We start from the raw sequence: 21,081 nt of genomic DNA on the forward strand, positions 1-21,081 counted from the left end.
GGCTGTAGACCGGAGTAAATCCGGGTGTGGTTAAAGGGTCGATGCAAGCACCCTCGAGACTTTAGAGTAGTCTCTGCATAAAGTCAAGCGTGTTGCCACCGACATCTCAGTGCATGGCGCGAATGGTCTTAGCCAACTGCGTCATCCTCGAAAGTATTTCCGTTTCATCAATGGTTGTCAGTTCTCTGTCCTGCATGACCACCTGACCGTTAATTACTGAGTGGAGTACATCGCTTCCTCGTACAGCATACACCAGATGGGAGGGAATATTATAGCATGGGGTGAGATGCGGTTGATCCATATCGACTACGATGCAATCCGCCTTTTTGCCGATTGCCAGGGTACCGATAGTATCATCGGCGGAGAGTGCAGCTGCTCCACCCATAGTTGCTGCATGGAGGGTGGTCTCGGCATTCATTACCGTGGGATTGAGATGGGCAATTTTGTGAACCTTGGCAACGCAGTTCATCTCGCCAAACAGATCGACATCATTATTGCTGGCACTGCCATCGGTACCAAGCGATACTGTTGCTCCGGCGGCCAGCAGCTCAACAATAGGTGCCGTCCCGGAGGCAAGTTTCATGTTTGATTCAAGGCAATGGCTGACTTTAACACCACGTTCGGCGAGAAGCATGATTTCATCGGGGTCGAGCATGACGCAATGGGCCGCGAGGGTATTTGGGCCTAAGAGCCCAAGCTGATCAAGATGACGAACAGGTGTCAGCCCATACCGTTCCTTGCAGGTGGCTACTTCCTGCCGGTTTTCGGAGAGATGGGTATGATAGAGGCTGCCGGTATCAGCTGCGACCTGGCCAAGACGGCTCAGAAGTTTGGGGGCACAGGTGTAAACGCTGTGTGGGTCGGTAGTAATGGATATAAGCGGATGATTCCTATAATGCTGGAACAACTCAGCTATGTAGGCAAAGCCGTTTTCCAGTTGCCCGTAACAGGGGGAAGGGAAGTCATAGAGCACCTCACCGACCCAGGCGCGTATACCGGTTTCTGCTGCGGCCCGGGCCACTTCTTTGGCAAAGAGATACATGTCACAGAAGCTGGTGGTGCCGGATTTAATCATCTCGGCGATGGAGAGCAGGGCCGACTGGTAGACAATCTCAGGTGTGAGCTGCGCCTCAATGGGAAAAATATGCTCCTCAAGCCATGTCATCAGAGGCAGATCATCGGCAATCCCTCGAAAGCAACACATGGGGGCATGAGTATGGGTGTTGATTAGCCCTGGCATTATCAGTCCATGTTCGGTGTGCAGCCGTCTGCTCTCAGGATATTTCTCAAGAAGCGTTGCTGTAGGCGCAATCTCAGTAATCGTATCGCCGGTGATGGCTAGACCGTGCTGGAGGAGAAGTCCGGCCTGGGTGGACCCAGGCAGGAACCATTTGCCGCTGACGATGAGTGATGGTTGTTGCATAGTGAAGACCGGAGTAAACAGGGGTAAAATTAACTTTTCTGAAAAATCTGGGCTGTGAAGCTTTGCCTGTGGGCGATAATTTCCACGATGAGTTGCTGTAATTGCGGAGTTACTTTTGCGGCAGTTCGGATGATATCTTCCAGAAGGATCGGTTGAAAATTGTCAGGATCGTTGACGTTGGAAACAACAGAAAAGCCGAGCACCTCCATGCCGGCATGGCGGGCAACGATGACCTCGGGAACCGTGGACATGCCCACCGCATCGGCGCCGACATCGCGCAGCCAGCGGGTTTCTGCAGGAGTTTCAAGGCTAGGCCCGGGGATGCAGACATAGGTTCCGCTGATGACTTTGACCAGGCCACAGCTTCTGGCCGCATCGAGTGCGGTTTTGATGAGGGCTGGGTGATATGGTGTGGAAAGGTCGGGAAAGCGGGGACCCCATTCGTCGATATTTGGTCCGCGCAGCGGGTTCTCGCCAAGAAAGTTCAAATGGTCACGGATCACCATGATGGAGCCCGGAGCAATGAGCGGGTTGAGTCCGCCGGCAGCGTTGGTCACCAGTAGCAAGCGCGCCCCAAGAAGTGACAATACCCTGACAGGAAAGGTGATCTCGCGTGTGGAATACCCTTCGTAAAAGTGGAACCTGCCCTGCAGAGCAGCCACGGGTTCGCCTTCGAGGTAGCCGAGGATCAGGTTGCCCTGGTGGCTCTCCACCGTGGAGACGGGAAAATGGGGAATATCGGCATAGGGAAGGACCAGGCGAGTATCGATCCGGCTGACAAAATCTCCAAGGCCGGTGCCGAGTTGGATAACGGTGCGGGGCAGAAAAGGGAGTGTGTCGCGCAACTTGGCGACACACTCCTGTACACGCTGAACGTAATCGGAAAATTCCCGATCAGCCATGACGGGCGTGGGCCTTTAGATAGTCGCGGATGCTGTTAATATCAGCGTCCATATGCTCACAGCGAGCCTCACGCTCCAACAGGCCAATAAAGGCTGCCGGAGTCTCCGGTTCACTACCGATGGCATCTCGGACAGCATCACCAAACTTCGCGGGATGGGCAGTAGCGAGACAGACCATGGGCACGCCTTGTTTTTTGTGGTGGCGGGCCGCCCTGACGCCGATCGCGGTATGTGGGTCAAGTACGTAGTTGAACTCTTTGTGGAAATCTCGAATGGTTTCGATGACCTGTTCTTCGGTTACCGCCAGGGCCGAGAAGTCGCGACGGATCTGGTCCTGATAAGACGAGAGATCGATTTTTCCGGTTTCGGCAAAGATCTGCATCTGATCGCGGGTCCTGTCCGTTTCACTGTCGAGGAGATAATAGAGATAGCGCTCGAAGTTGGAGGCGGATTGGATGTCCATGGACGGACTGCTGGTCTGGGTCACTGTGCCGAGTGAATAATCGCCACTGTTCACAAACCGGCTCAGGATATCGTTGGAATTGGTGGCGAGCACCAGCCGCCGGATAGTCCCCTCAGGCAGCATCCGTTTGGCAATATAACCGGCAAAGATATCTCCGAAATTACCGGTTGGAATGGCAAAGTCGAGGGCTGTGTCTTTTTCGTGTTTACAGATGTGCAGACAGCTCCAAACATAGTAAACAACCTGAGCGAGAACCCTTGCCCAGTTGATGGAATTGATGGCACCAAGAGCGTAATTGTTTTTGAATTCGACATCGCCAAAGATCTTTTTGACAATGGCCTGGCCGTCGTCAAACGAGCCGCGGATGGCGATGTTGAAAACATTATCGTCAAGCACGGTGGTCATCTGTTTTTCCTGCACCGGACTGACCCGCTGGTGCGGATGCAGGATGAAGATATTGATCCGGTCTTTGCCGCGGACGCCGTAGATGGCTGCACTTCCGGTATCACCGGATGTCGCGCCAAGGATATTGAGAACCGCGTCGTTTTTCGCGAGCAGGTATTCAAAGAGGTTGCCGAGAAACTGCAGGGCAATATCCTTGAATGCCAGGGTCGGTCCATGGAATAGCTCAAGGATATGAAGGTTGCCGCAGTGAACCAGCGGGGTCACTTCAGGATGACTGAAAGTGCTGTATGATTTATTGATGAGATTACGCAGGTCGCTGTCAGGGATGTCGTCAATAAAACGTGACATCACTTCAAAGGCCAATTCCGAATAGCTGAGATTCTGCCAGGAGGAAAGGGTCTCACTGCCAATACGCGGAATGGTGCGCGGTAGGAGCAGGCCGCCGTCTTCAGCTAATCCCATCAGTACAGCTTTGGTAAACGGGATGTGGGCGATTCCGCCCCGTGTGCTAAAATATTGCATAAGTGTGAGCTCGAAGTTGTTGAGACGAGTTGTGGTGAATAACTGCCTATTCTACGTCTTCCAGCCGAATGCGCGAGGCGTCGTGCCATAACCCTTCCAGGTCATAGAAGCCACGCTGATCGTGATAAAAAATGTGGACGACGACTTCGTCAAAGTCGAGCAGAACCCACATGGCCTCTTGCAACCCTTCAGCCTTGGATGTTCGCACCCGCTTGGAGCGCAATGTGGCCTCAATGGTCTCGGCGAGGCCCTGCACATGTCGTGTGGAGCGGCCGCTCATGATGACGAAATAGTCGGTAAACGAAGACAACCCCTGTACATCGAGGATGACCACATCTTCAGCCTTATTATCCAGTGCAACGTCTGCACAGGCCTTGGCAATTTCCAGGCCGCCTTTATCGCGGTATTCTTTCTTGATTTTTGTCATGGTTACTTGTGCCCTTTTCTTTATGGGCTGTCAAATTGTTTATTCCGATTTCTGCTTTTTGCGTGGCGGGAACTCAAAACTGATCTTCCCGTTTTTTGCCAATAGCAGATAGGCGTCGAACGGTCGTCTTTTCTTGGAAATGAACCCTTTGATGAGTTCGGTTTTCCCTTCGGAGAGCAACTGTTGTATATGGTCGGGAAGGATCTCTTTGGAGAGAATAATCTTCCCGATTTTCAAACCTTTTTTCTCATCACCGTCAAGGGCCGACTCCGACATATAGCCGGCAGGGGTTTCAAACACCTGACTGCCGTCCAGAGGCGATGTGCCGAGCGAAACCCCTTTTTTGATAGCGTTAATATCAAGGTCACTGGTGGAATCGGCAAAAAGGAACTCAATTTTTTTACCGGCCAGCCGGACCGAAGCGGTAAACTGTTTGCCGCGCTTGGAACGAAAGTCGGCATAAGGGCCGAGGGTTTCTCCTTGCAACAGCCGCACTATCTCCTCTTCGGACATGACACGCCCACCCAGGATTTTTCTCAGTGAAATTTTCTGATCTTCAGAGACCCAGGCGGTAGGGGTGCTGAAGTAACGGATGCCGTTTACCGGGCTGAACGGGGCCTCAGGCCTGACTTCGTCTGTTTCGAAGTTTTTAACCTGGTTGGTAATATGGCGGGTCAGGTCCCGGATCTCTTTCATGAACTTATCCCGGGTGAACTGACCTTTTAAAATCTGGTTGAGCTTAAACTCCCATTCACCGGTCATCTCCGGTGAGGCGAGAACTTCGATCTTCATTGCTTCAAGAAGAGACAGCAGCTCAAACGCCTTGCCAGTTGGGGTCAGGTCCTTACCTTCCCTAACCAGGTATTTTTCATTAATCAGTTTTTCGATGATGGCGGCGCGTGTTGCAGGGGTGCCGAGACCCCGCTCCTTCATGGCATCGGCCAACTCCTCATCATCGATAAACTTGTCGGAGTTTTCCATAGCGGAAAGGAGGGTCGCCTCGTTAAAACGCGGCGGCGGAACCGTCTCTTTGTCTTCCTGGTCGATCGAATCGCAGCGGACTTTGCCATCTTTGGGCAGGGGCTCTAACAGTTGCTCTTCCCCGGAGTCGATAGCGGCCCCATAAATGGCTTTCCAGCCGGCTTCAAGCAGGATCTTTCCTTCAGTGAGAAATGTTTCATCTTTTACAACCGAAAGACGACGGGTGTTCTGGTAAATGGCAGCCGGAAAGAAGACAGCAAGAAAACGCTGAACCACCATCTGATAGATTTTGGCTTCCGGTTCAGAGAGATCGGAAGGCAGAACATTGGTGGGGATAATAGCGTGATGGTCCGAGACTTTGGCATTGTTAAAGATGCGCTTATCGGGATGCACGTATTTCTTTGCAATGGCTTCGGCTGCAAAACGCCCGAATTTCCATTCGGACTGGTGCTTCATGATACCATAGACTGTCGGTATATAGTCCTCTGGAAGAAAACGGCTGTCGGTACGCGGGTAAGTGAGTACCTTGTGACGTTCGTAAAGTGCCTGAGCAAGAGAGAGGGTGTTTTTTGCCGAAAATCCGAATCGTGAGTTGGCTTCTCGCTGCAGCGAGGTGAGGTCGTACAGCTGTGGCGATTTCTGGCTGGTCTGCTTGCTGGTCTCTTCAACTTTGGCAGGCTGGCCGGTGCACTTCTCCCTGATTGCCGTTGCCTTGGCTGGAGCCCAGATCCGGTCGGCTTTGGCCGAAGCATTGTCTTCTTCCTTCGTGAAATTGGGATCGATCCACTTTCCGGTGTACGTTTTCTTTTCACCGCAGTCAAAAGTGGCTAGTAAGATAGAGTACGGAGTTGGAACAAAGTCCATCCTGACCCGTTCACGCTTGACGATGAGAGAGAGGGTAGGCGTCTGAACACGACCGCAGGGAGTGAGGAAAAAACCGCCTTTTCTGGAGTTATAGCCGGTGAGAGCCCGAGTGGCGTTGATGCCTATCAGCCAGTCAGATTCAGAACGGCAGAGCGCGGTGTCCTCGAGGGAAGTCATCTCCTCGTTGCTGCGGAGGCTCTTAAATCCAGCTTTAATGGCGTCCGCAGTCATGGATTGCAGCCATAGTCGCTTAAAGCTCTTTTTGGCAACCGAACTGTTCCAGACGAAGTTGACTATATACTTGAAGATCAGCTCACCTTCACGGCCGGCGTCGCAGGCGTTTATGATCTCGGTGACATCGCTTCTACGGATCAGCTTCTGCAAGACGTTCAGCTGGCTCTTGGTCCCATCCAGTGCTTTCAGCGGGAATTTCTTCGGCAGAATCGGCAACGTGTCCATGCCCCATTTCTGGTAGGCCGGATCAATCTCTTCCGGATAGCAGATGGACACCAAGTGACCGATGGCATAGGAGACAATATAGCTCTCGCTCTCATAATGCGTTTTGGATTTAACGAACTTGCCCGGAAGGACTTTGACAAGATCGCCGGCCACGCTGGGCTTCTCTGCTATAATTAATGTTTTTGCACTCATTGATTAGGAAAAGATGATGTATGACATACTCGCGAAAAATCTACAACTCGCCATAGGACGCACTGGGTAATTCAACGAGTTACAAGGCTGAGCTGTCGGTGTACCCGGTCTTTTTGCGAGACCGACAGTTTTGTCTGGGGTGCTTTCAAGTTCAGTTCCGTTTACCGGGATACGAATAGGCCAAAGACTGTTCTGGGTGCATAAATGTTACTATTGGCTATAGTTGAACCGGTGTTATTGTTCTGGGCTTGAAAAGCAAAAAAGAGGGAGGGCAGCCCTCCTAGCGAAATAGACAGTTGTTGTATATATCTGTGTGCTGTTTGTCAATCGTAATTTCAAATTATTTTGTTGCTGGCCGTTATTGTTGTTGCTGTTATGTTACTGATTATGTATGAAAAAAAGCTTATTAATACTTCGTTTGCACAAAGCTGATCCATAAAGCGATTCAAGAAGAATTCTCTTTGTAACGATTTTTGTGGGCTGGGGTAATAATTGGAACAGGTGCAAGTGTATAAGTTATGGTCTTTCTGTATTTTGCCATAAAGAGAAATGATGGATGCCGCTTGACAGGAAAGATTAAATATGTTTAATCTAATCTCCCGAAAGTACCGGTCGCATATCCTTTTTTGCCAAAGGTGTTGCCCATCCTTTCAGTTCAAACGCTACGTACGTCTTTTCAACGTTGTGTTTGATCTCGCTGGCATACCTCCTGCTTTTTTCTGCAGGCAGGCTTTTGAAAGTGGGCTTTGCCCGCTTTTTTTTATGTCTGATTCACGGAGCCGCTTGGCTGTAACCACCCGTTTCTGCCGGAGATTGTTACCGGCGGCAATGATTGCAGGTACTACAGGTAGACGGATAGTATACGGATGAGTGAGTTTATCATCGAAAAAATAGAAGAATTTGCCAACACGCTTCTGCCCTCGATGGGGCTTGAGCTGGTTGAAGTGCAGTTCCGCCGGGAAGGACACGGCTGGGTACTGCGGCTGTTCATCGATTGTGAGACGGGAATTACTGTCGATCATTGCGCTGACGTCAGCCGGGAAGTGAGCGATTTTCTGGATGTTGAAGATCTGATCGAACACCAGTACCATCTGGAGGTTTCATCTCCAGGGCTTGAGCGACCGCTGAAAACGGTGCGGGATTACGAGAGGTTCGTCGGCAGAAAAGCGAAAATCAAATTGCGTGAATCCGTCGATGGCGAGAAGGTGTACGTTGGCGAGATCCAGAGTGTTCAGGACGAAAGTGTCGAGCTGGTAGTAAAAGAGAAAGGCGTTGTCGTTTTGCCGTTTGAACATATCAGAAAGGCACGGCTTGCATTATAATATTGGAACGGACTTCAGTGTCAGAAAAACCGGAAACGGATGCCCCTTATGCAGGCAGAGGCAGGAAGTAACAAGCATGGAGCAAGGTAATGGTATCGGAGCTTAAGCGCATAATCGACCAAATCAGCAGAGATCGCGGCATTGATAAACGGCTGCTGGTTGAGGCCATCGAAGAAGCAGTGCAGTCTGCTGCAAGGAAAAAACTGGGCAGCAGGCGTGACATCGAGGTTCGTTACAATGACGAATATGGCGAAGTCGAGGTGTTTCAGTTTCGCAGCGTGGTGGAAGATCCAGAAGACGAGCAGACCGAAATCGCCTATGACGAGGCCAAACGCCTCGATCCCGATGTTCAGCTCGGTGACGAACTCGGCGAGAAGATGCCGGACATCACTGATCTCGGACGTATTGCTGCCCAGTCCGCCAAGCAGGTTATCATCCACAAAATGAAGGATGCTGAGCGGGAAGTCATCTATGATATGTTCAAGGATCGTAGAGGCGAAGTGGTGAGCGGCATTGTCCAGCGTTTCGAGCGGGGCAACATGATCGTCAACCTTGGCCGTACCGATGCGATCCTGCCGAAGGACCAGCAGATACCCAAACGTTCATTTAAACAGGGCGACCGTATTCGTGCGTACCTCATGGAGGTCCGTCAGACTGCACGCGATTCTCAGCTGGTGCTGTCAAGAACCTGCGATGAATTTCTGGCAAAGCTCTTCCAGATGGAGGTGCCAGAGATCGCCGAAGGTATCGTTCGGATCATGGGTGTTAGTCGTGAGCCCGGCTTTCGGGCAAAAATCGCGGTCAGCTCCTCCGAGAGCGATGTCGATCCAGTAGGTGCCTGTGTTGGCATGAAAGGTTCAAGGGTGCAGAACGTCGTACAGGAACTGCAGGGTGAACGCATTGACATTGTTACCTGGTCGCCTGATCCCGCAAAATACGTCTATAATGCTCTCGCACCTGCTCATGTGAGCATGGTACGGGTGGATGAGGACAGCAACTCCATGCTGGTGGTTGTACCCAATGACCAGCTGTCGCTGGCTATTGGCCGTCAGGGCCAGAATGTGCGTCTTGCTTCCCGGCTTCTTGGTTGGCGGATTGACGTAAAAAGCGAACAGCGCTGGAACAATCTTCAGGACCCAGGCTATCAGTCGATCCTGGCATTGCCGGGTGTTGAAGAATCACTTGCCGACCAGATTGTCGGGAAAGGTATCTTCTCGGTTGTTAATCTTGCGGGAAGGCCAGTTGAGGATCTGCTGGTTATCCGATCGCTTGATGAAGAGACTGCAGCCAGACTGATTGAAGCTGCAAAAGCTGCACTGAGCAAGATGACGGAAGAAGAACGTGAGGAGATTGCCGGCAACGCGGCTGACGAGGTTGCTGATACATCTGAGGCAACAACGGCTGACTCGGGCGATTCCAACAGCGAAGAGGTTCTTGACCTTGAAGAATCTTCCAGAAATGAAGGTGAAAACGGCGAAGCTGGTGATGTACAGGAAAGTGAGCCGCAAGGAAATGCATGAGGTTCCAGGCTATGGAGCCTATCAGAACTTGCGTAGCATGTGGCCGTAAAGGCGAAAAAAGTGCGCTGCAGCGTTTTGTCTGGGGTGAGGATTCACCTATACGTGATACAGATGGATGCGCTCCTGGACGGGGCGCTTACTGCTGCAGGGATGAACGCTGTTTGGAAAGGTTCGCTGGCCAGCGGAAAAAATGGAAAAGAGTATTTCGCCTTTGAATAAATAGTATCTATAATAGCTCAAGCGAACGGAAATACAGTGACCGGTATTTCCAGTCCATGAGTATGGATTGCTTGATGAGAAGGAAATACGGGAGCAGAGGATGAGTAGGGTGAGGATTTACGAGCTGGCTAAAGAAGCTGGAATGAGCAGTAAGGCGTTAGCCGATAAACTGGTGGAGCGCGGATACGATATCAAGAGCCACAGTTCCTCGGTTGACGATGAGACTGCTGCCAGAATCCGCAACGAAGTATTTAAGGATTCAGATACAGAAATGGTCGAGAAACGCATCAGCAGTGATCAGGGATCGACGGTCATTCGTCGTAGGTCAACGGTTATTCGCCGTAGGCCAAAGCAGGATTCGGAGATGGAGGACACAGGCGAAGATTTGTCTGATGAAAGCCTCGATCTGGCTGAGATAGATGAGGAACGTCCTGTTCAGGCAGAACCATCCGAGCCCGTACAGGAAGCTCCGAAAAAAGAGCAGCAGCCAGATTCATCCAGAGCCAAGGTAGTATATCGGCCCGAGGTGAAAACTCCGCCTCAACCTGTAAAGACAGCACCTGCGGCTCCTGTTGCCCAGAAAGTTGAAACTCCGGCAGAAGAGATCGCTCCCGACACGGCAGTGATTGAAAAAGTCGAGGAAAAAACTGCTGATACTGTTGAGGCCAAGACGGCTGTTCCTGTTGAAGAAAACGAGCCTGATGTTGCGGTTGAAGCTGAAGCTTCGGTTAAAAGTCCGGTCAAAGAACAGCCAACCATGACCACTTTTGAGAAACCGGTTCGCAGTGAGAAGAAAAGGCCTGCCAAAGCTGCTGCAGCACCACCTGCTCGTAAAGGAATGGCCCGTATCGTTGGCACTATAGAGTTGCCGTCCGAGCAGGAAGAGGAAAATGGCGGTCGAGGAAGTCGTAAGAAACCCGCTGCCGGCAGCAAATCAGCTCCCCCGGCTCGCAGACCACGTCCCGCAAGTTCTGTCGCCGGTCCTGAAGTTGTTGCACCGGTGAGTGCCGATGTTGCAGGACGGAACAAGAAGCGCGGCAAGGGTGCCGATGAAAAAACCTTTGCCGATGAGCGTGGCAGTAAGCGTCCGGGCAAGCCGTTGAAGAAGGGTAAGAATGTCAAGTTCACCCACTTTGGCGATGATTATCAGCGGGGTGGCGGCAAACGTGGCAAGAAAAACCGCCAGAAAGACCGTCAGTCCCAGGCCGTTGCTGAGATGAAAGCAAGTAAGCGGCGTATTGTGGTCTATGAGACCATCAGTGTTGCCGAACTTGCCAGTCGTATGCGGGTCAAGGCCAGTGAAGTAATTGCCAAACTGATGGGACTTGGTGTAATGGCCACCATCAATCAGGCTGTTGATGTAGATACTGCTATGCTGATTGCCACTGATTTTGGTTACGAAGTCGAGCAGGGCATCACCGAGGAAATCGGCATCCAGTTGCTTGAAGAGTCTCAGGAAGGCGGTGTTGCCGAGCCCCGTTCGCCGGTTGTTACGGTTATGGGCCATGTCGATCACGGCAAAACATCCATTCTTGATGCTATCCGTAAAACCGATGTTGCCGAAGGCGAAGCAGGTGGTATTACCCAGCATATCGGTGCGTATCATGTGCGCTCCAGCGCGGGTGACGTGACGTTTGTCGATACACCTGGCCATGCGGCTTTTACCGAGATGCGTTCGCGCGGAGCACAGGTAACTGACCTGGTCATTCTCGTTGTTGCTGCCGATGACGGCGTTATGGATCAGACCCGTGAGGCGATAAGTCACTCCCAGGCGGCCAACGTGCCAATCCTGGTGGCGGTAAACAAGATCGACAAGGCCAATGCCGATGTGGATCGAGTGAAGCGTGAGCTGTCTGATTACGATCTCATCCCGGAAGACTGGGGTGGCCAGACCATGTACTGCGAAACCTCTGCCAAAAAGGGTATTGGTATTGATGAGCTGATGGAAGCGATCCAGCTCATGGCGGAGATGCTCGAGCTGAAGGCTGATCGGAAACGGAATGCTAAAGGGCGGGTTATTGAGGCTCAGCTGGATAAAGGGCGCGGACCTGTGGCCACTGTTCTTATTCAGGAAGGTACTCTTAAGGTAGGTGACTACGTTGTCGTGGGTATGCACAGCGGCAAAGTGCGTGCCATGTTGGATGATCGCGGCCGAAACATGAAAACAGCCGGACCATCTATTCCGGTTGAGGTTCAGGGACTTTCAGGTGTTCCCCAGGCCGGTGATGAATTTGTCGTGGTAACCGATGAGAAAATGGCCAAGAATGTCAGCCAAGCACGGGCGATGAAAGCCCGTGAGGCTGAGCTCGGCGCAAGCAGCAAGATCTCTCTTGACAAGCTGTTCGAGAAAATGAGCGAAGGTGATGTTCAGGAACTGCGCGTTATTATCCGCTCCGACGTCCAGGGTACTCTTGAAGCCTTTGCTAAAGCTGCTGAAGAACTGTCGACCAAGGATATTAAGGTCCGGGTTCTGCATGAAGGTACAGGTACCATTACCGAATCCGACATTTTACTCGCGTCAGCATCTGAAGCTATTATTATCGGCTTTAATGTACGACCGACGGTGAAGGTCAAAGAGCTTGCGGTAAAAGAGAATGTTGATGTCCGTTCCTATGACGTCATCTATCATGCCCTTGACGATATTCGTAAGGCTATGGTCGGTATGCTTGAGCCAACCTATGCAGAGGATGTCATTGGTACTGCAGAGGTTCGAGAGACCTTTAGTGTGCCGAAGATCGGAACCATTGCTGGCTGTGGTGTCATGGATGGCAAAATCCAGCGGAACGCCGGGGTCCGTGTACTGCGTGACGGTGTGGTGGTTTACACCGGCAAGATCAGCTCCCTCAGACGATTCAAGGATGATGTCAAGGAAGTGGCGACCGGCTATGAATGCGGTATTGGTGTAGAAAACTTTAATGATATCAAAGTGGGTGATCATCTCGAGGCGTTCGTCATGCGCGAGGTGGAAGCCACGCTGGAGTAATCGGGCAACGTGAGTATTTGGGATCCGAAACAGACACTGGATTCTGTCGGCTTAGGCCGGCAGGAAATGAAGCGCTCAGCACGCGTGGCGGACGCCATGCGGAAGGAGCTTGCTGTACTTTTACTGAACAAGGTCCGTGACCCGAAACTTGCTGAGGTACATATCTCACGAGTGGAGGTTACGGACGATCTGAAAATTGCACGCATATTCTTTACCCTTCTCAGCGGCAAAAAGCATGCTGGAGCCGCCGAAAAATCGCTAATTAAGGCGAGAGGGTTCATGCGCACTCACATCGCGCGGACGCTAAACATGAGATACACACCCGATCTGCAGTTCAGATACGATGACACTGCCGACAAGGTGGCTCAGGTAGAATCCCTTTTCCGGGACATTGAAAATGAGCGAAAAGAGCATGGTGAAGATTCCTGAGGATGTCATCAGTACCATCCGATCGGCCCAGTATGTTATTTTGTCGACCCATGTGCATCCCGATGGTGATGCACTTGGTTCGACTCTGGGTTTTGCCGACATTCTTGAAGGCATGGGGAAGACGGTACTGGTCTTTATGGAGGAATCGATCTCCCATCTCTATAGTTTTCTGCCACTCAAGGAAAAAATCGTTACTGACATTCAGACCGTAATCGATTTCGCTGACAAAGCTGGCGATAGACTTATCGGTATTGCACTGGATTCAGGCGATGACAGGCGACTAGGGCGACATATGGATGAGTTGCTCAAGATTTCGCCATTTCTGGTTATCGATCATCATAAGTCTCATAAGGATTTTGGCGAATATCGTTGGGTTGCCCCGACTATTTCTTCCACCGGCGAGATGATTTACGAGCTGGCTATTGCTTTGGGGGCGGAGATATCCCCTGAGGCGGCCATCAATCTTTATGTTGCCATTTGCACCGATACCGGCTCGTTTCGGTATGAGTCCACCAGTCCTCGTACTCACCAGATTGTTGCCGAGCTCATCGAACATGGCGTACGTCCTGAACAGACCGCGCAATGTTTGTATGATAACCTGAGTCTTGGCCGCCTCAAGCTTCTGCAGATGGTTCTCAGTACACTGAAGGTTTACGACGAGGGTCAACTTGCATTTGTTCATGTGACCCGTGAGATGATCGAAAAGAGTGGAGCTTCTGCGCACGATATTGAAGGATTTGTCGACTATCCGCGCTCGCTTGGGACAGTGAAGGTCGCTACCTTCATCAAGGAGGCCGATAACGGTCGTATTGCAGTGAGTCTTCGTGCAAAAGGTGAACTTGATGTTGCCGAGGTCGCTAATGCTCTCCAGGGAGGCGGCCATCGTAATGCCGCTGGATTCCGGGTAGAGGGGCGCTCAATTCATGAAGTTCATGAGATGGTCCTTGCCGAGCTTCGGAGTCGATTGCAAAACAATGCATGAAGAGTCTGCTATGGTGAGTGCCGACCCGAAGGCAGATTTTTCCGCCGGAGTGTTTCTTATAGACAAGCCAGTAGGCCCGACCTCCTTTGGGATTGTACGGCAGCTGCGCAAGCTTCTCGGTATTAAAAAAGTTGGCCATGCGGGAACCCTTGATCCTTTTGCCTCAGGCCTGTTAATTGTCTGTGCCGGCAGAGCTGCAACGAAAATGATCTCCTTATTCATGGATGGTGAAAAGGAATACCTGGCAACGCTCTGCCTTGGCAAGAAAACAACTACTCTTGATCCTGAAGGTGAGCTTGTTGGAGAGACAGTTGTTGGTTTTCGTTCTGCGGCTGAAATAGAGAAATGTTTAGCAGGATTTCGCGGTGAGCAGATGCAGAAGCCCCCTATGTATTCTGCATTGAAACATAAGGGCAAACCTCTCTACCACTATGCTCGTCAGGGAATTGAAATCGAGAAGGCCCCGCGTGCTATCACCATTCGGGAACTCGTGCGTATAGATGGTAATGGTGATGTTGAGGGGGATTTTCCTGAACTGCGATTACGGGTGGTTTGCTCCAAGGGAACCTATATTCGAACACTGGCCGCAGATATAGGTGATGTTCTTGGTTGCGGAGCGTACCTGACGGGGTTAAGACGAACGAAAATTGGACCATTTTCCGTCGAGAAGGCGATTGATGGGAACCTGCTCCCCATGATTGAAGAACGTGACAATGTCCTGGCAGGAATGTTATCTGTCGAGGATGTTGCTAATCTGTTGCAATAATCTGTAGAGTTGGCTAATCTTCAGGATTCAGAAGTGCTGACTTTGTAAACATCATGCGCATACGTCGCATGATGTTTACTTTTGCAGCGAAAAAAAGAGTATGTTGCAGTACTTGGTCGGGACACGCCACCTGTCTGCCGGACCGCAACCCGATTTGCAGCTGTAAACCGGGACCCTCACTGGGAAGCCTATCTACCTCCCTGGTGAACTTGAAACCCATAAAACTGATATTAATTGAACATATTGCGCAAAGAGCTACTGGAGGTCGTTGTGGCACAGACAACTGAGAAGAAAAGCGAAATTATCGAGAAATTCAAGACTCATTCATCAGATACCGGCTCTTCGGAGGTGCAGATTGCCCTTCTTACCGATCGGATCAAATATCTGACCGAGCATTTCAAAACCCATAACAAGGATCATCATTCCCGTCAGGGTCTGTTGAAACTTGTTGGACAGCGTAGAAGCCTTCTCGATTATCTGAAAAAGAAGGACGTTAACAAATACCGAAGCCTTATTGCGGATCTCGGTATTAGAAAGTAGAGCGATTACCAAATTGGTGGTATTTCGTCTCACACGGTAGTGCCATTTGATGATACCTCAGGCTGCGCTGGATCAAACCGGCAGTAGACTGAGGTATTGTCGTTATTGGAAATCCGGAAAAAAAGAGCATACGGGGCTGGTGGATAATCCAGTCGATTAAGTGGCACTGAGCATTGCCCTGATGCCGAAAAATTGGAGAAAAAATGTTTACAAAAGTAGAAGCTGAAATCAGTGGAAAAACCATATCTATTGAGACCGGCAAAATTGCCAAACAGGCATCAGGTTCAATCGTCATCCGGTGCGGCGGCACCGTTGTTCTGGTTACCGTAGTCGGTGCCAAAACCGCCAGGCCAGACCAGAGTTTCTTTCCCCTTACCATTGAATATCAAGAAAAGCTGGCCTCAGTCGGCCGTATTCCAGGAAACTATTTCCGTCGTGAGATTGGAAGGCCTAGCGAGCATGAGATCCTGACCTGCCGGATCATAGACCGCCCGATGCGCCCCCTGTTTCCGGAAGGCTATATGTGCGAAACCCAGGTTATCGCTACTGTGCTTTCTGCAGACCAGCAGAACGATCCTGACGTTCTTGCCCTCACCGGTGCATCCTGTGCAATCACCCTGTCCGACATCCCGTTTAACGGACCGGTAGCCGGTGGTCGTGTTGCCTGTGTCGATGGTCAGTATATCCTTAACCCGACCCGCAAAGAGCTGCAGGATTCAACCATGGATATCGTGGTTGCCTGTACGAGAAATGCGGTGGTTATGGTTGAAGGTAAATGCGATGAATTAACCGAAGACGAGGTTCTTTCCGGTATTTTTTATGCCTTTGAGCATCTGCAGCCCCTGATCGATCTGCAGGAGGATCTGCAGAAAACCAACGGCAAGGAAAAACGTGTTGTCGAGGCTCCCAAGGTAGATGACGAGTTGATGGCCAAAGTGAAGGACATCGCGACTGAGGGCATGAAGACTATTGTCTCCTGTCTCGATAAGATGGAGCGGTATGATCGCTACGACGAGCTGAAGGAGCAGGTTGTCTCTCAACTTGACGAGACCGGTGAGCGCGCATCTGAGATTGGCGACTATTTGTCTTCACTCAAGAAGACCATGATGCGAGGCAATATCGTCGAGAAAGAAGTTCGTATCGATGGTAGAAAATGCGATGAGGTCCGCCCCATCAGTTGTGAGGTTGCCTACCTGCCGATGACCCATGGTTCTGCACTGTTTACCCGTGGTGAGACCCAGGCCCTTGTTTCTGCCACCTTGGGTAGTGAACGGGATCAGCAGCGAGTCGAGACTCTGCTTGGTGAAGAGAGTGTGCGATTTATGCTGCACTACAACTTCCCGCCATATTGTGTTGGTGAAGCCAGAATGCTGCGTGGACCTTCCCGTCGTGATATTGGCCACGGGACCTTGGCTATGCGCGGTCTCTCCGCTGTTTTACCAAGCGCAGAGGATTTTCCTTACTCTGTTCGGGTTGTTTCCGAGGTACTTGAATCAAACGGTTCTTCCTCAATGGCCACTGTCTGTGGCGGTTCCATGGCGTTGATGGATGCTGGTGTACCGATCAAAAATCCGGTTTCAGGCATTGCCATGGGCCTTATCAAGGAAAATGACAAGGTTGTCATCCTTTCCGATATCCTTGGTGATGAAGATCACTTAGGTGATATGGATTTCAAGGTTGTCGGTACGCGCGACGGCGTTACTTCACTGCAAATGGATATCAAGATTGATGGTGTCGATCGCGATATCATGGGCCGCGCCCTCGAGCAGGCCAAAGCTGGCAGGATGCATATCCTGGGCGAGATGACCAAGGGGATTTCTAAATCTCGTGAAGAGGTCGCTGATCATGCCCCGAAATATTTCGTGCACAAGATCAATCCTGACAAAATTCGTGATATTATCGGCCCCGGCGGCAAGATTATCAAAGAGCTTTCTGCCGAATTCGATGCCAAGATCGAAGTTGATGACAGCGGACTGGTGAAGATGTTCACCATGAACGGCGCGCTCGGAGATGCTCTTATTGCAAGAGTGAAGGAAATTACCGCCGAGGTGGAAATTGGCGCAACCTATAAGGGTGTCGTCAAGACCATTAAGGATTTCGGCGCATTTGTTGAAATCCTGCCGGGTACCGATGGACTGGTCCATATCTCTGAGCTCGACACCAAGCGGGTGGCAAAAGTCTCCGACGTGGTGAAAGAAGGCGACGAGATCGAGGTAACCGTACTCGATGTCGATAATCGCGGTCGTATCCGTCTCAGTCGCAAGGCGCTGATGAACGATTGATGCACGACGTTGTTGTCTAAGTAGAGCGAGAAAGCCGGCCCGATGATCTCATTGGCCGGCTTTTTCTTTGTGCAATTGTATCTTCTTTTTCCACATAATAGTATGACTTCACGAATCAATAATGATATCTCCAAAGCGAGAGTGAGTATCTCCTGGTTTTTGCCTGAAGAGCAACGGGATTTGCCCTTACCTGGTTATGAAACCACAGGTTCCGCTGGTATGGATGTTTGCGCGGCGGTTGAGCATGATACGGTATTAGCGCCTGGAGCAATTCTCCTGGTCCCTACCGGGTTTGGTGTTGCCATTCCCCAAGGGTATGAGATCCAGGTGCGCCCGAGAAGTGGTCTTGCTGTCAAACACGGAGTAACCATTATCAACAGCCCTGGCACCATCGATTCCGATTACCGGGGGGAGATCAAAATTGGTCTCATCAATCTCGGCAAAGAACCTTTTACCATTAAACGCGGTGATCGGATCGCCCAACTGGTACTTGCACCGGTGACCATCGCCAGTTGGCAACTGGTCGAAGAACTTGATGATACCGCCCGCGGAACAGGCGGCTTTGGTCATACCGGAGTGCGTTGATATGCGATTTTCAGTTCTCGGCAGCGGCAGTAAGGGAAACAGTGTCTATATAGAGGAAGGACGCACAGCAATCCTTATTGATAACGGTTTTTCCGGGAAGGAGCTGGAACAGCGGCTGAGTACTATTGGCCGGTCTCTGGATAACCTCACAGCTATCTGTGTGACCCATGAGCATAACGATCATATAAATGGCGTGGGGGTGGTTTCAAGGCGGTGCAAGGTACCGGTATATGCGAATGGGGGAACCTTTGCCGGAGCGGAAAAAAAGATGGGGAAGCCTTTTCGCTTTATCGAGTTCGGTACCGGCGATGAGCTGGCGATTCAGGACCTGGAGGTGCGATCTTTTCGTATTTCTCATGATACCGCAGATCCTGTTGGTTTTGTGATTAGTAATGGTCGCGAATACCTGGGCTACTGTACTGATACCGGTGCGGTTTCAAAATTAATGGAATTGCGTCTGGCCCGTTGCCACGGTCTGATTCTCGAGTTTAATCACAACCTCGATATGTTGAAAAATGGACCCTATCCACTGGTACTCCAGCAGCGGGTCCGATCCAGCCAGGGGCATCTTGCTAACGAGGATGCCGGGCAGTTTTTGAAAAGACTGCTCCATAGGAACCTGAAAACCACGGTTCTTGCCCATCTCAGTGAGACTAACAATACCCCTGAGCTTGCATTACGGGCCGCTATAGAGGCTGTTGGGTCCGAATCTTGCGGCGAGTTGATTGTGGCTGAGCAGCAGATACCAACCCGGCTTCTTTCACTGATAGCTTGACTGAGTGTATATCACTTTTGAATCTTCTCGGGATGGCAGTCTTTTAGACGACAACGTTTTGCTCCCGCCGATCGCGTACAATCACCGAGCCGCAGATGGATTTTGCGCGTTTTTTCAGGTCAGAGGCAATGGAGGAAATCTCGGCGATGGAACAGATGCGATGGATTTCCGTCGAGACCACGCCAATGGAAAGTGAAAGCAGCCCGAACTGCCGGCTGTTTCCTTCCCGATCCATGCTCATATACATGTCGTTATCCAATTCTTCTTTGGTATGAAATGCTTTTCGTAACTGATTGAATTGCTCTAAAACATATTTACAAATGGCAAGAGAGTGTTTGGGCCGGGTGATAATGATAAAATCATCCCCGCCGATATGGCCGGCAAAACCGATGTTCGACTGGTCCCATTTCTTTACTGCATTGACCAGAATATCCCCGACCTTCTTGATAACCCTGTCGCCCATTTCAAAGCCATGCCGGTCATTGTAGGGTTTGAAACTGTCGATATCAATATAGCAGACATCAAAATGAACTGAGCGCGACAACATCTGGGCAATCTGGCGCTGGATGAATTCATTACCCGGAAGCCCTGTGAGAGGGTTAGCACCTCGAGCCATCATCATGGAATTCTCCGTAACCGCGTTCAGAATGGCTCTGACAGATACTGTTCCGATATATTTGCCACTGCGGGTGACGCAGATATCGTCATATACCGATAGCTGTTGGCGCAGATGCACCTTTCTTGCCACTTCCTCAACTGATGAATAATGTGGAACCTGCAGAAAACTCTTTTCAAGCACATCCCCCACATTTTTATAGTAATTAAGACTCATGCCATAACCGTGACGTCCAACCATATGACTTTCCATAAAGCGGCGACGGTTGATCAGCCCGAAGAGACGATCCTTATTGAGAACTGGGATGCAGTCTAATTGGGGCGAAGCCGTAAGACGCTTTAATACCTCGAGGACACGGTCGTTGATATCGATCGGTTCGACAAATGTGCTGATGTCGCCGACGCAGATGACCTCATCAAAAAGTTTGGTGCCGGAAGTCTTGATGGACGGCAGAATCGGAATGTCGAGTTGCTCGACCGACACGGCCTCACGTGATGGTCTGGCAAAGTGATAGCCTTGTAGCAGTTGGATACCGATTTCCCGGCATATCTGCAAATCGTTTTCGCATTCAATCCCTTCGGCGATGACATCTATGCCGATGCGATGGCAGGCGGTGGCGATCGCGTCGATCAGATTATAGTTGATATTGCCTTTGCCATGATGCTGGAAAAAGTGCCGGTCAATCTTCACATAATCGGGTTCGAGCATACTGAGCATCTTCAACCCGCCATAGCCAGCCCCGAAGTCGTCGATAGCAATCCGAAAGCCCCGTTTTCGGTAGTGATCAATTGCTTTTATAAAAAGATTGTAATTGACGACAGCCTCTTGCTCGGTGATCTCCAGGACAATACTCTCCTGAGCGATTCCGGCCTGATTTGCCATTTTTTCGGTCAGGCCGGTGTTGTGGTCTGGATGGAGTAAACTGGTTGGACAGATATTGACAAAGAGCAGGGCGTTTGATGCAGGAATGTTTTCTTTGGCAGCACAGGTGAAACTGTTATTGCGGCAACACATATCCAGTGGCAGGGTCTGGCCGGTGATAATCGCCTGCTGAAAAAGATTCTCTATGGTGTCAAAAGGATTTGGGCCAACAGTCCTGCACAGCGCTTCGTAGGCATAGATCGATCCTTGTTCGAGAGAAACGATTGGTTGAAAAAAAGAAGTCAGTCGGTTCTCGGTAATGATAGTCTGCAGCGCGTCATGGCTTGCCCTGAGGTCGTGGTCCAGCTGGCATGAGGGGTAGGGGGGATGTGCTTCTGGTGTGCTATGTGTAGAGATAAGGCGAAGGTTGTTTTCCCGATTATTTGCTGAACTGTCAGTTAATCTTCTGTTCATGATGGTAAAAAAGTCCAACGTTATGGTTCTAACCTGAAAGATTTACGAAAGAACCTGTAATATGAGGTTCTTCATCGGGGGTAAGACAG

At 50.7% G+C, this 21,081-nt stretch carries 17 protein-coding genes; 11 read left to right on the top strand and 6 right to left on the bottom strand.

The window, feature by feature from the left end; translation table 11 throughout:
- Positions 1–106 precede the first annotated feature (106 nt).
- From BUF15_RS12405 to BUF15_RS12425, 5 genes are read right to left on the bottom strand one after another with little or no spacing between them, the layout of a single operon-like run.
- Positions 107–1,423 carry an amidohydrolase family protein gene (locus BUF15_RS12405; RefSeq protein ID WP_073613808.1) on the bottom strand — a complete coding sequence of 439 codons (1,317 nt, stop codon included), beginning with the start codon at positions 1,421–1,423 and terminating at the stop codon, positions 107–109.
- 29 nt (positions 1,424–1,452) lie between these two features.
- Entirely contained in the window at positions 1,453–2,325 is an 873-nt protein-coding gene (locus BUF15_RS12410) for a purine-nucleoside phosphorylase (RefSeq protein ID WP_073613809.1), read from the bottom strand.
- Positions 2,318–3,715, bottom strand: coding sequence for a threonine synthase (thrC, locus tag BUF15_RS12415; RefSeq protein ID WP_073613810.1), 1,398 nt, complete (start codon positions 3,713–3,715; stop codon positions 2,318–2,320). The genes BUF15_RS12410 and thrC overlap by 8 nt, the downstream gene beginning before the upstream one ends.
- A 46-nt stretch (positions 3,716–3,761) precedes the next feature.
- Positions 3,762–4,142, bottom strand: a complete 381-nt coding sequence (rsfS, locus tag BUF15_RS12420) for a ribosome silencing factor (protein ID WP_073613811.1) — start codon at positions 4,140–4,142, stop codon at positions 3,762–3,764.
- 39 nt (positions 4,143–4,181) lie between these two features.
- Positions 4,182–6,599, bottom strand: coding sequence for a DNA topoisomerase III (locus tag BUF15_RS12425; protein ID WP_234981169.1), 2,418 nt, complete (start codon positions 6,597–6,599; stop codon positions 4,182–4,184).
- Positions 6,600–7,504: 905 nt separating this feature from the next.
- Here BUF15_RS12425 and BUF15_RS12430 point away from each other — a divergent pair.
- From BUF15_RS12430 to BUF15_RS12485, 11 genes are all read left to right on the top strand, one after another.
- Positions 7,505–7,960 (top strand): ribosome maturation factor RimP, encoded by a 456-nt coding sequence (locus tag BUF15_RS12430; protein WP_073613813.1) that lies wholly within the window; start codon positions 7,505–7,507, stop codon positions 7,958–7,960.
- Between the two features lie 89 nt (positions 7,961–8,049).
- Complete coding sequence (gene nusA, locus BUF15_RS12435; RefSeq protein WP_073613814.1) at positions 8,050–9,480, top strand: transcription termination factor NusA; 1,431 nt, start codon at positions 8,050–8,052, stop codon at positions 9,478–9,480.
- Positions 9,481–9,491: 11 nt separating this feature from the next.
- Positions 9,492–9,695 (top strand): YlxR family protein, encoded by a 204-nt coding sequence (locus BUF15_RS28335; RefSeq protein ID WP_200802377.1) that lies wholly within the window; start codon positions 9,492–9,494, stop codon positions 9,693–9,695.
- Positions 9,696–9,799: 104 nt separating this feature from the next.
- Positions 9,800–12,682, top strand: a complete 2,883-nt coding sequence (gene infB, locus BUF15_RS12445; RefSeq protein ID WP_073613816.1) for a translation initiation factor IF-2 — start codon at positions 9,800–9,802, stop codon at positions 12,680–12,682.
- A 9-nt stretch (positions 12,683–12,691) separates the two neighbouring features.
- A complete protein-coding gene (gene rbfA / locus BUF15_RS12450) occupies positions 12,692–13,111 on the top strand; it encodes a 30S ribosome-binding factor RbfA (protein ID WP_073613817.1) in 420 nt (139 codons plus the stop codon).
- Entirely contained in the window at positions 13,080–14,093 is a 1,014-nt protein-coding gene (locus BUF15_RS12455) for a DHH family phosphoesterase (protein ID WP_234981170.1), read from the top strand. The genes rbfA and BUF15_RS12455 overlap by 32 nt, the downstream gene beginning before the upstream one ends.
- A complete protein-coding gene (truB, locus tag BUF15_RS12460) occupies positions 14,086–14,859 on the top strand; it encodes a tRNA pseudouridine(55) synthase TruB (RefSeq protein WP_234981171.1) in 774 nt (257 codons plus the stop codon). The genes BUF15_RS12455 and truB overlap by 8 nt, the downstream gene beginning before the upstream one ends.
- A gap of 270 nt (positions 14,860–15,129) precedes the next feature.
- Complete coding sequence (gene rpsO / locus BUF15_RS12470; protein WP_073613821.1) at positions 15,130–15,399, top strand: 30S ribosomal protein S15; 270 nt, start codon at positions 15,130–15,132, stop codon at positions 15,397–15,399.
- A gap of 203 nt (positions 15,400–15,602) precedes the next feature.
- Positions 15,603–17,681: a polyribonucleotide nucleotidyltransferase gene (pnp, locus tag BUF15_RS12475; protein ID WP_084553949.1), complete on the top strand. Its 2,079-nt coding sequence runs from the start codon at positions 15,603–15,605 to the stop codon at positions 17,679–17,681.
- Positions 17,682–17,783: 102 nt separating this feature from the next.
- Complete coding sequence (gene dut / locus BUF15_RS12480; RefSeq protein WP_084553959.1) at positions 17,784–18,266, top strand: dUTP diphosphatase; 483 nt, start codon at positions 17,784–17,786, stop codon at positions 18,264–18,266.
- Between the two features lies 1 nt (position 18,267).
- The gene (locus tag BUF15_RS12485) at positions 18,268–19,041 is read left to right on the top strand and encodes an MBL fold metallo-hydrolase (RefSeq protein ID WP_073613823.1); all 774 of its coding nucleotides are present in this window, start codon (positions 18,268–18,270) and stop codon (positions 19,039–19,041) included.
- A gap of 43 nt (positions 19,042–19,084) precedes the next feature.
- Here the strand turns inward: BUF15_RS12485 and BUF15_RS12490 are convergent, their stop codons facing one another.
- Positions 19,085–20,992 (bottom strand): GGDEF domain-containing protein, encoded by a 1,908-nt coding sequence (locus BUF15_RS12490; RefSeq protein WP_073613824.1) that lies wholly within the window; start codon positions 20,990–20,992, stop codon positions 19,085–19,087.
- Positions 20,993–21,081 lie beyond the last annotated feature (89 nt).

Origin of the sequence: Desulfopila aestuarii DSM 18488 (genome assembly GCF_900143695.1) — a bacterium.
Classification (GTDB): Bacteria; Desulfobacterota; Desulfobulbia; order Desulfobulbales; family Desulfocapsaceae; genus Desulfopila; species Desulfopila aestuarii.